This window comes from Achromobacter sp., assembly GCF_036567245.1.
Lineage (GTDB): Bacteria > Pseudomonadota > Gammaproteobacteria > Burkholderiales > Burkholderiaceae_B > Achromobacter.
Genome location: NZ_DATCUY010000145.1, coordinates 1 through 11,404 on the forward strand (window position 1 = coordinate 1; position 11,404 = coordinate 11,404).

The 11,404-nt window shown below is 65.4% G+C and carries 8 protein-coding genes; 3 read left to right on the forward strand and 5 right to left on the reverse strand.

Features of this window, described 5'->3' with window-relative positions:
- The first annotated feature begins 47 nt into the window (after positions 1-47).
- The 3 genes from carA (at position 48) to VIR09_RS06490 (ending at position 5,306) form a co-directional block, all read left to right on the forward strand.
- Positions 48-1,202, forward strand: a complete 1,155-nt coding sequence (gene carA / locus VIR09_RS06480) for a glutamine-hydrolyzing carbamoyl-phosphate synthase small subunit (protein WP_332012123.1) — start codon at positions 48-50, stop codon at positions 1,200-1,202.
- A 10-nt stretch (positions 1,203-1,212) separates the two neighbouring features.
- Entirely contained in the window at positions 1,213-4,452 is a 3,240-nt protein-coding gene (carB, locus tag VIR09_RS06485) for a carbamoyl-phosphate synthase large subunit (RefSeq protein WP_332012124.1), read from the forward strand.
- Positions 4,453-4,541: 89 nt separating this feature from the next.
- On the forward strand, positions 4,542-5,306 hold the full coding sequence (locus VIR09_RS06490) for an SDR family oxidoreductase (RefSeq protein ID WP_332012125.1): 765 nt from the start codon (positions 4,542-4,544) through the stop codon (positions 5,304-5,306).
- 4 nt (positions 5,307-5,310) lie between these two features.
- Here VIR09_RS06490 and VIR09_RS06495 read toward each other — a convergent pair whose 3' ends face one another.
- The 5 genes from VIR09_RS06495 to VIR09_RS06515 all read right to left on the reverse strand — a co-directional run bounded on the left by VIR09_RS06495 (position 5,311) and on the right by VIR09_RS06515 (position 11,104).
- A complete protein-coding gene (locus VIR09_RS06495; protein WP_332012126.1) occupies positions 5,311-5,955 on the reverse strand; it encodes a histidine phosphatase family protein in 645 nt (214 codons plus the stop codon).
- Between the two features lie 18 nt (positions 5,956-5,973).
- The gene (locus tag VIR09_RS06500) at positions 5,974-6,882 is read right to left on the reverse strand and encodes a LysR family transcriptional regulator (RefSeq protein WP_332012127.1); all 909 of its coding nucleotides are present in this window, start codon (positions 6,880-6,882) and stop codon (positions 5,974-5,976) included.
- A 10-nt stretch (positions 6,883-6,892) separates the two neighbouring features.
- Positions 6,893-7,978, reverse strand: coding sequence for an ABC transporter ATP-binding protein (locus VIR09_RS06505; protein WP_332012128.1), 1,086 nt, complete (start codon positions 7,976-7,978; stop codon positions 6,893-6,895).
- A complete protein-coding gene (locus VIR09_RS06510; protein WP_332012129.1) occupies positions 7,975-9,687 on the reverse strand; it encodes an iron ABC transporter permease in 1,713 nt (570 codons plus the stop codon). Before VIR09_RS06510 ends, VIR09_RS06505 begins: the two co-directional genes overlap by 4 nt.
- A gap of 91 nt (positions 9,688-9,778) precedes the next feature.
- Positions 9,779-11,104 carry an ABC transporter substrate-binding protein gene (locus VIR09_RS06515; protein WP_332012130.1) on the reverse strand — a complete coding sequence of 442 codons (1,326 nt, stop codon included), beginning with the start codon at positions 11,102-11,104 and terminating at the stop codon, positions 9,779-9,781.
- Positions 11,105-11,404 lie beyond the last annotated feature (300 nt).

The window sequence follows — 11,404 nt, forward strand, 5'->3', positions numbered from 1 at the left end:
GGTATAATCCGAAGGTTTGATTATCGATTCTAAAACCGGGGTTTACTGTGCTGCCGCAACTTTTTCCCGAGGGGATCAACCGCTTCCCTCCTGCAATTCTGGCTCTGGCGGACGGTACCATTTTTCGAGGCGTGTCGATCGGTGCGCCTGGCCATACCGTTGCCGAAGTGGTGTTCAACACCGCGATGACCGGGTACCAGGAAATTCTCACCGATCCCAGCTATAGCGGTCAGATCGTCACGCTGACCTATCCGCACATTGGCAACACCGGCGTCAATGCCGAAGACGTCGAAGCCAATCGCGTCTATGCCGCCGGATTGGTGGTCCGCGACTGTCCCGCTCGCGTGTCGAACTTCCGTTCCACGCAATCCTTGCCCGACTATCTGGCCGCGCAAGGCATCGTCGCCATTTCCGGCATCGACACCCGCAAGCTCACGCGCATCCTGCGTGAAAAAGGCGCCCAGGGCGCCTGCATCTTCGTTGGCACCGACACCGAGCGCGCCGTTGAACTGGCCCGCGGCTTTGCCGGCATGGCCGGCCAGGATCTGGCCAAGGTCGTCTCGGTCAAGACCAGCAGCGAGTGGACCGATGGCACCTGGCAACTGGGCCAAGGCTTCTCCAAGCCCGACCAGTCCAAGTTCCACGTCGTCGCGTATGACTTCGGCATCAAGAACAACATCCTGCGCCTGCTGGCCGACCGCGGCTGCCGCCTGACGCTGGTGCCGGCGCAAACCAGCGCCGAAGACGTCCTGAAGCTGAATCCCGACGGTGTGTTCCTGTCCAACGGCCCGGGCGACCCCGAGCCTTGCGACTACGCCATCGCCGCCACGCGCACGTTCCTGGACAAGAAGCTGCCGGTGTTCGGCATCTGCCTGGGCCATCAGATCATGGGCCTGGCCGTCGGCGGCAAGACGCTCAAGATGAAGACCGGCCACCACGGCGCGAACCATCCCGTGCAGGACCTCCAGTCCAAGCGCGTGTTCATCACGAGCCAGAACCACGGCTTCGCGGTCGACGCGGCCAGCCTGCCGGCCAATGCGCGCGTGACGCACGTGTCGCTGTTCGACGGCACGTTGCAGGGCTTCGAGCTCACCGACCGCCCGGCCTTCTGCTTCCAGGGTCACCCCGAAGCCAGCCCGGGTCCGCACGACATCCTTGAACTGTTCGACAAGTTCATCGCCCTGATGTCCGGCCAAAAGTAAAGATTGCATCATGCCCAAGCGTACAGACCTAAAAAGCATACTCATCATCGGCGCCGGCCCCATCATCATCGGGCAGGCCTGCGAATTCGACTATTCCGGCGCGCAGGCGTGCAAGGCGCTCAAGGCCGAGGGTTACCGCACCATCCTGGTGAACAGCAACCCGGCCACGATCATGACGGACCCGGAAACGGCCGACGTCACCTACATCGAGCCCATCACCTGGCAAGCCGTTGAAAAGATCATCGAGCGTGAAAAGCCCGATGCGCTGCTGCCGACCATGGGCGGCCAGACCGCGCTGAACTGCGCGCTGGACCTGGCCCACCACGGCGTGCTGGCAAAGCACAACGTGGAACTGATCGGCGCCAACGAGCACGCCATCGAAAAGGCCGAAGACCGCCAGAAGTTCAAGCAGGCCATGACCGACATCGGGCTGGAATCGGCCAAGTCGGGCGTAGCCCACAGCATGGACGAAGCCTGGGAAGTGCAGCGCCGCATCGCGGCTGAAGTCGGCACCTCGGGCTTCCCGGCCGTGATTCGTCCCAGCTTCACGATGGGCGGTTCGGGCGGCGGCATTGCCTACAACGCCGAAGAATTCGAAACCATCTGCCGCCGTGGCCTGGAAGCGTCGCCGACCAGCGAACTGCTGATCGAAGAGTCGCTGCTGGGCTGGAAGGAATTCGAGATGGAAGTGGTCCGCGACAAGGCGGACAACTGCATCATCGTCTGCTCGATCGAAAACCTGGACCCGATGGGCGTGCACACCGGCGACTCGATCACCGTGGCGCCGGCCCAGACGCTGACCGACAAGGAATACCAGATCATGCGTAACGCATCGATCGCGGTATTGCGCGAGATCGGCGTGGATACGGGCGGTTCGAACGTGCAGTTCGCGGTCAACCCGCGCGACGGCCGCATGATCGTCATCGAAATGAACCCGCGCGTGTCGCGTTCGTCGGCGCTGGCCTCCAAGGCCACCGGCTTCCCCATCGCCAAGGTCGCCGCGCGCCTGGCCGTGGGCTACACGCTGGATGAACTGAAGAACGAAATCACCGGCGGCGCCACGCCCGCCTCGTTCGAACCCTCGATCGACTACGTCGTCACCAAGGTGCCGCGTTTCGCCTTCGAGAAATTCCCGACCGCCGACGCGCGCCTGACCACCCAGATGAAGTCCGTGGGTGAAGTCATGGCCATCGGCCGCACCTTCCAGGAATCGTTCCAGAAGGCGCTGCGCGGCCTGGAAGTCGGCGTCGACGGCCTGAACCAGAAGACCACCGACCGCGAGAAGCTGCAGGTCGAACTGGGCGAACCCGGTCCGGAACGCATCTGGTACGTGGGCGACGCCTTCGCGCAGGGCTTCACGCTGGACGAAGTGCACAACATCACGCACATCGACCCGTGGTTCCTGTCGCAGATCAAGGAAATCGTCGACATCGAGCTGGCGCTGGAACAGAAGACGCTGGCCGACCTGGATTACGCCACGCTGTGGGAACTCAAGCGCCGCGGTTTCTCCGACCGCCGCCTGGCCTTCCTGCTGGATTCCTCGGAATCCGAAGTGCGCAAGCTGCGCCACCAGTTGAACGTGCGTCCGGTCTACAAGCGCGTCGACACCTGCGCCGCTGAATTCGCCACCCGCACGGCCTATATGTACTCGACCTACGAGGAAGAGTGCGAAGCCGCGCCCACCGACCGCAAGAAGATTGTGGTGCTGGGCGGCGGTCCGAACCGCATCGGCCAGGGTATCGAGTTCGATTACTGCTGCGTGCATGCCGCGCTGGCGCTGCGCGATGACGGGTACGAGACCATCATGGTCAACTGCAACCCGGAAACCGTGTCCACCGACTACGACACTTCCGACCGCCTGTATTTCGAGCCGCTGACGCTCGAAGACGTGCTGGAAATCGTCCACAAGGAAAACCCGGTCGGCATGATCGTCCAGTACGGCGGCCAGACTCCGCTGAAGCTGGCGCGCGCCCTGGAAGCCAACGGCGTGCCCATCATCGGCACCAGCCCGGAATCCATCGACGTCGCCGAGGACCGCGAGCGTTTCCAGAAGCTGTTGAACAAGCTTGGCCTGCGCCAGCCGCCCAACCGCACCGCGCGCACCGAAGGCGAGGCCCTGGCCCACGCCACTGAAATCGGCTATCCCCTGGTGGTTCGCCCCAGCTACGTGCTGGGCGGCCGCGCCATGGAAATCGTGCACGAGCAACAAGACCTCGAACGCTATATGCGCGAGGCCGTGAAGGTCAGCAATGACTCGCCCGTGCTGCTGGACCGCTTCCTGAACAACGCCACCGAAGTGGACGTGGACTGCCTGGCCGACGGCGAAACCGTCTTCATCGGCGGCGTCATGGAACACATCGAGCAGGCCGGCGTGCACTCGGGCGACTCGGCATGCAGCCTGCCGCCGTACTCGCTGTCGGCGGAAGTCATCGCCGAGATCAAGCGCCAGACCACGATGATGGCCAAGGCCCTGAACGTCAGCGGCCTGATGAACGTGCAGTTCGCGATCCAGGGCGGCGACGTCTACGTGCTGGAAGTGAACCCGCGCGCCTCGCGCACGGTACCTTACGTCTCCAAGGCTACCGGCCTGCAGCTGGCCAAGATCGCCGCGCGCGCCATGGCCGGCCAGACCCTGGCCGCGCAAGGCATCACCAAGGAAGTCGTGCCGCCTTACTTCTCGGTCAAGGAAGCCGTGTTCCCGTTCGTGAAGTTCCCGGGCGTGGACACCATCCTGGGCCCGGAAATGAAGTCGACCGGCGAAGTGATGGGCGTGGGCACGAGCTTCGGCGAAGCCTTCGTCAAGTCGCAATTGGCCGCGGGCGTGCGCCTGCCGGAATCCGGCACGGTGTTCATCAGCGTCAAGAACCAGGACAAGCCCCTGGCGGTGGAAGTGGCGCGCGGCCTGCACGCGCTCGGCTTCAAGCTGGTCGCCACGCGCGGCACCGCTGCCGAGATCGAAGCTGCCGGCATCCCCGTGCAACTGGTGAACAAGGTCAACGAAGGCCGTCCGCACATCGTCGACATGGTGAAGAACGGCGAAATCGCGCTGGTCATTAACACCGTCGAAGAGCGCCGCAACGCCATCGCTGATTCGCGCACCATCCGCACCCAGGCGCTGGCCGCTCGCGTGACCTTCTTCACGACCATCGCCGGTGCCCGCGCCGCGGTCGAAGGCATGCAATACCTGCGGCAAGGCCTGGGCCTGCAGGTGTATCCGCTGCAGGAGCTGCACGCTTCCTTGCAAGGCTAAGCCGGCAAGCGACACAATAGGGCACGCGAGAGCGTGCCCTATTTTTTTGCAACGCGATTCCGCAACGCCACTACAGGCATCAGGCACACATGGAAAGAGTCTTCATCACCGGCGCAAGCAGCGGCCTGGGACGCGCCCTGGCGCAGCAGTACGCCTCTACCGGCGCCACGCTGGGCCTGCTGGGCCGGCGCGAGGACGCCTTGCGGGAATTGGCCGACAGCCTGCCCGGCGAGCACAGCTGCTATGCGGTGGACGTGCGCGACCGCCAGGCCCTGCATGCCGCGGCCCAGGATTTCATCGCCTTCTGCCAGGGGCGGGTGGACGTGGTCATCGCCAGCGCCGGCATCAGTGCCGGCACGCTGACCGAGCATGGCGAGGACTACGACGTCTTCAAGGCCATCGTCGACACCAATCTGCTGGCCACCGTGGCGACTTTCGAGCCCTTCATCGCGTCCATGCGGGCGGCAGGATCGGGCCGGCTGGTGGGTATCGCCAGCGTGGCGGGGGTGAGGGGGCTGCCGGGAGCGGGCGCCTACAGCGCGTCCAAATCGGCGGTGGTGACGTACTGCGAAAGCCTGCGGCTGGAGCTGGCGGCCGAAGGCGTGGACGTGGTGACGATAGCCCCGGGTTACATCAAGACGGCGATGACGGCGCATAACCCGTACTCCATGCCTTTCCTGATGGAAGCGGATGCGTTTGCGCGCCGCGCGCGCAGCGCGATCGGGCGGGGCGCCTCCTATGTGGTGATTCCGTGGCAGATGGGCATCGTGGCCAAGCTGATGCGCCTTCTGCCCAACGCCGTCTACGACAGGCTGGCCCGCAACGCGCCGCGCAAGCCGCGCCGGGCGCGCTGAGGGCTCAAGGCACCACGTCGTTGCCGACTTCGTCGGTCACGTGGCCCACGTCGCCCCAGTCCAGCACCTGCCATTTGCGCCCTTGCACGCCGACGCGGTTGATGCTGACGTTCAGCAGCGAGGCGTCGCGCGGCCCGTTCAGCGGCACGCCCGAGGCATGGCGCCAGATGATGTCCAGCACGCCGCCATGCGTGAACATCAGGATGCGTTCGTCGTCATGGCGGCTGGCGATGTCGTCCACGGTGGAAATGACGCGGGACTGGAACTGGCCCAGCGTTTCGCCGCCGTCCAGCGGGCGCAGGGGATCGCGGCTTTTCCAGGCGGCCGCGGCCTCGGGGGCGAGCACGTCGATGCGCTCGTGATCCAGGCCTTCCAGCACGCCGAAGCCGCGCTCGCGGATGCCTGGCTCCACCCGCACGCGCAGGCCGAGCTGTTCGGACACGGGCACGGCAGTGGCATGGGCGCGCTGCAGATCGCTGCTGTAAATGGCGTGAATGGGCGTGCGGCGGGCCTCGTCGCGCATGCGCGCGGCCAGCAGGCTGGCCTGGTTGACGCCGAATTCGTTCAGGGGGATGTCTTGCCAGCCTTGCAGGCGCCGCTGGCGGTTCCAGTCGGTTTCGCCGTGGCGGATGAACCAGATTTCAGTCATTACGGTCTTGATGCGGGATTAAAGCTGGGCCGGCGCAATGGGCGCGCGCGGTTTCCAGATGGTTTGAATGATCGAGCTTAACGCGACCAGCGCGGGCTCGCTAGCGCGCTCGTAGGGCAGGATGAAACCCAACATGGCGTCGACGCGCGCCTGGCCCCAGACGATGAAGTCATTGGAGGCCGCGCCCGCCAGCGCGGTTTCCTCGCGCAGCAGTGCGCAACCCGCGCCGGCTCGCACCAGCGCGTCCAGATTGGCCTGGTCGTCATTTTGCATCACGATACGCGGCGACAAGCCGTGGCGTTCGAACATGTCGCGCAGCAGCAGGTGCGTGTGGCTGCCTGAAGGGCCGTCCAGCCAGGGCAATTGCGCCACCTCGCGCCAGCCGCCGCGCTTGAGCACGGCGGCGTGCTCCTTGGGCATGGCGATGCGGTAGCGCACGCTGCGCAGCGGCTGCCAGAGCACGCCGCGCGGCGGATTGGCGGCGATGATCAGGGCCGCCGGCAGGCGGCCGGTGCTGACCTGCTCTGCCAGCGCGGCGGCGGTCAAGGTCTGGGTTTTGAGTTCGACCAGCGGCAGGCGCTGGGTGACGGCCGAAGCCAGTTCGCCCAGGCGCAGGAAATCCGGTTTTTCGCTGGGCACGCCCAGCTCGACCGCGCCGTGCAGGCTGCCCTGCAATTGTTGGGCCTCGGATTTGAACTGCGCGCCCAGCACCAGCAGCGATTCGGCGGTGGGCAGCAGCACCTCGCCGGCCTTGGCCAGGGCCAGCCGGCCGCCGCTGCGGTCGAACAGCGCCACGCCCAGGCTTTGTTCCAGCGCCTTGATCTGCGCGGTCACGGCGGGTTGGGTCAGCGACAGCGCCTCGGCCGCCTTCGTCAGGTTGCCCAGCCGGGCGACCGTGACGAAGGCGCGGATCTGATAGATTTCCATGGGCCCGAGTTTAGGCCGCCAGCAGCCGCACTTGGGTGGGTTCCAGCCCGATGGAGACGGGAGCGCCGACGGGGAAGGGCGACAGCCCGGCCAGATGCGATTGGTCCGCCGTCAGCCGCTGTTCGCCGATCTGCACCTGATAGCGCGTGAATTCGCCCAGGAACTCGCTGCTTTCCACGATGCCCGGCAGCCAGACATAACGCGCGTCGCCCAGCCCGTCCGCCATTTCGATTTGCACGGTGTGCGGCCGGAAGCTGGCGGCCAGGCGCGACGCGGCCGGCGCTTCGCCGGCGAGCGGCAGATGCAGGTCGCCCACGCCTTCCACCGCCAGCACCACGCTGCCGCTGGTGCGCTCGCGCACGTTGCCTTCCAGCACGTTCATCGTGCCCACGAAGTTGGCCACAAAACGGTTCACCGGATAGTCGAACAAAGTGCTGGGTGCGCCGATTTGCTGGACCACGCCATGGTCCAGCACCGCCATGCGGTCGGCGGTGGTCATCGCCTCTTCCTGGTCATGGGTGACGAAGATGGTGGTGATGCCCAGCCGGCGCTGCAGGCTGAGCAGGTCCTGGCGCATCTGCACGCGCAGTTTCTTGTCGAGATTGGACAGCGGCTCGTCCAGCAGCAGCACCTGCGGCTCGATGACGATGGTGCGGGCCAGGGCCACGCGCTGCTGCTGTCCGCCGGAAAGCTGGTTGGGGCGGCGCTTGCCATACTGGGACAGGCCGACCAGGTCCAGCGCGGCCTCCACCTTGGCGCGGATCTCGGCGCGCGGCAGCTTGCGTTCGACCAGGCCGAAGGCCACGTTGTCCCATACCGTCATGTGCGGCCACAGGGCATAGTTCTGGAACACCATGCCGATGTTGCGGTTCCAGGGCGGCGTGCCGCTGATGTCCTTGCCGTCTACCAACAGCTGCCCGGCACTGTGCCGGTTGAAGCCGGCGATCAGGCGCAGCAGCGTGGACTTGCCGGAGCCCGACGGCCCCAGCAGCGCGAAGAACTCGCCGGGTTCGATGTTGATGTTGACGTCCTTGAGCACTTCCGTCTTGCCGTAGGACAGCCGGATGTTGCGGCATTCGACGCTGACTTTCTTCATGCGGATTCCCCTTCATTGCGAGCCGGCCGCTGGCGCACCTGGGCGCGCTCCACCAGCAGGTGCGATACATACGTGCCGATGGCCACCGCGGCCACCGCCAGGACGCCGAGCGCAGCACCCGGGCCCCGGCCCGCCGCGCTCTGCATGTACAGATAGATGCCGTAGCTCATGGGCGCCTGGCTGTCCTTGGTCACCAGCATGATGGTGGCCGACAGTTCCACCGCCGCCGTCACGAAGCTGGTGACGAAGCCCGCCAGCATGCCGCCCGCCATCAGCGGCACCACCACGCGGCGTATCGTGCTCATGCGCGTCGCTCCCAGCGATTGCGCGGCTTCTTCCAGCGAAATGTTGATCTGCTGCAGCGATGCCACGCAGGAACGCAGGGCGTAGGGCAGCCGCCGCACCGAGTACGCGATCATGATGATGATCCACGACGAGGTTAGCAGGGTGCCGGTGCCGGGCAGCTCGATGCCGCGGAAGGTGCGCAGAAAACCGATGGCCAGCACGATGCCGGGAATCGCCAGCGCGGCGGAGGCCAGGAAATCCAGCCATTGGCGCGCCGGCAGGCGGGTGCGCAGCATCAGGTAGGCGATGGCGGTGCCGAGGATCACGTCCACGCCCGCGGCCAGGCCGCAATAGAGCAGGGTGTTGGCGATCATGCCCTGCGATTCGGAGAACACCGCCGAGTAATGCGCCAGCGTATAGCCGTCCGGCAGCGGCGCGAAGCTCCAGACGCTGGCCAGCGACAGCAGCAGCACGCCCATGTGCGGCGACAGCACCAGCAGCAGCACCAGGATGATCCAGCCATAGGCCAGCACGCTTTCCATCGGACCCAGCTTGCGTTTCTGGATCGAGCTGCCGCCCTTCTGCAGGGTGGAGTAATCGCGGCCCTTGAGCACGCGCGCCGACAGCCACAGCGCCAGGATCGAGAATCCGACCATGATGACGCTGATCACATAGCCTAGCGGATCCTCCAGGCCAACCTGGGTGATGCGCAGATAGGCTTGCGGCGCCAGCATGTTGGTGGTGCCCAGCACCAGCGGCGTGCCCAGGTCGTCGAACACCTTGACGAATACGAGGGACGCGCCGGCCACGTAGCCGGGCAGGGCCAGCGGGAAAATCACGCGGCGGAACAGGCGAAAACCCCGCGAGCCCAGATTGAAGGCCGCCTCCTCCATGGCGCCGTCGATATTGCGCAGCGCCACCACCAGGTTCATCAGGATGAACGGGAAGTAGTGCAGCGACTCGACGAAGATGACGCCGTTCAAGCCTTCCATGAAGGGGATGGTGAAGCCGAACCAGTCGTTGAGCAGCAGGTTCACGCTGCCCGAGCGGCCGAAGATCAGCTGCATCGCGACCGCGCCCACGAAGGGCGGCATGATCAGCGGCAGCACGCCCAGCGTCTGGATCAGCAGCGCGCCGCGGAAGTCGAAGCGCACCGTGAAGTACGCCAGCGGCACGGCGATCAGGGACGCCAGCAGCGCTGACCAGCCCGCCACGTAGAGGCTGTTGAAGAACGCTTCCTTCATCAGCGGCTGGTTGAAGAAGGCGCCGAAATGGCCCATGGTGAAGCTGCCGTCGGCGTTCACGAAGGCGCTGTAGAACACCGTGCCCACCGGCACGGCCAGGAACAGCAGCAGAAAACCGAACACCAGTAGCGCCGTCAGCAAGGGGCCGACGGGCAGGCGCGAGTGGCCCGAAGAATTCATCGAGATTCCCGAAATCGTTGCCAGGGGAAAACCGCGGCGACGGACGGGATAGGCCCCGTCCGGCTCGCGCGCGTCCTGCGGGTGTTGCGGCCTAGAGCGCGGCGGCCTGCTTGGCGAGCTTCACGGCTTCCTCGTAGTTCGCCTTGGAACGGCCGTTCCACTCGCCTTCCAGCTGGGTGATCTGCTGGTTCACGGCAGCGTCCTTCTTGTTGCCGGCGAAGATCGCCAGGAAGGCCGGATCCGCGGCCTTCTTGCCGTCCACGAGCGGGGCCCAGGTCAGCTTGCGGGCCTGCGCCAGCAGCTCGGCAGCGCGGCCGCTCTTGGCCTTGTCGCCCAGCTTGGCTTCGGCCTCGTAGATGGCCTTGGTGGCGGCCTGCAGTTCCTTCAGGCGGAACGTGACCGTCTGGTCATACAGCGATTGCACGACGTAGTAGCGCGACTGCGACAGGTCGGCGTTGAACTGTACCTTGCTGCGCTTGGCGATTTCGGCGGGGTCGGGATAGCCCTGGGGAATCTTGCCGGCCAGCGCCGTGTAGGGCAGCACCGGCAGGCGCGAAATCTTGGGCTCCAGCAGCAGCTCCTGACCGGCCTGGCTGAGGGTGAAGGCGATGAACTTCTTGCCCTCTTCGGTGTTCTTCGCGCCCTGAATCAGCGCGATGTTGGCCGGCACGATGGCGGTTTCGGAGGGATAGACGAATTCCACCGGGAACTTGGAATACTTGCTGGACAGGCCGAAGAAGTCGATCACCGGCCCGGCGCCGAACTGGCCGTTGTTCACGCCGTCCGGCACGCCGAACGAGCGCTCGGTGACGGCGCTGCTGTTGCCCGACATGCGCAGCAGGGTGCTCCAGCCCTCGTCCCAGCCTTCGCCCTGGAGGATGGTTTCCACGGTCAGGTGCATGGTGCCAGAACGCGACGGCGAAGTGATGCCGACGTGGCCGAACCATTGCGGCGACAGCAGGTCCTTCCATTCCACCGGCGCGGGGATCTTGTGCGCGGCGATGTAGCGCGTGTTGTAGATGATGCCGTAGCCGGCCAGCGCCTGGCCCAGGTACATGCCGCCCGGATCGTTGATGGGGTAGTTGCCGATCTTGTCCGGCACCTGCTTGTTGGCCACATCTGCGGAGCTCGCCAGCAGCTTGTCGCGGCCCAGCACTTCGAAGGCGTCGGGCGCGCTGGCCCAGAACACCTCGGGACGCTGGCCAGCGGGCGTTTCGCGCACATAGGCGATGCCCGACACGGTGTTCTTGTTCAGGATTTCCAGCGTGATGCCGGGATTGGCCTTTTCGAAGGCCGTCTTGTAGGCCTGGGTCAGATCTTTGGGGAACGAGGTGATCACCGTGACGGTGCCTGCGAGGGCAGGGGCCGCGCAAACGGCCAGCACCGCACCTGCAAGGGCTGTGCGCATTGCATGCATGGTTTGTCTCCGTGGTTTTAGATTTGTCCGGAGACAGTACTGGCAGGCCTGGGCAGCGTCCAATCAGAAATTTTGATGCGCGCCATCAATGCGGGCGCCCCGCCGCGCGGGGGCAGTGCCTTGCCCGCTAGGCTCTGGCGGATACGCCGCCTTGCATGGCCCGGGCCTGCTGGTCCATTACTTCAGTGATCTGTTGCTGGATCTGCATCGCTTGGGCATTGAGCGCCATCAGTTGCTGCGCCTTCATTTCCGCCGACATACCGCTGGCCTGGACCTTGGCGATCTGGTCCATCACGCGCT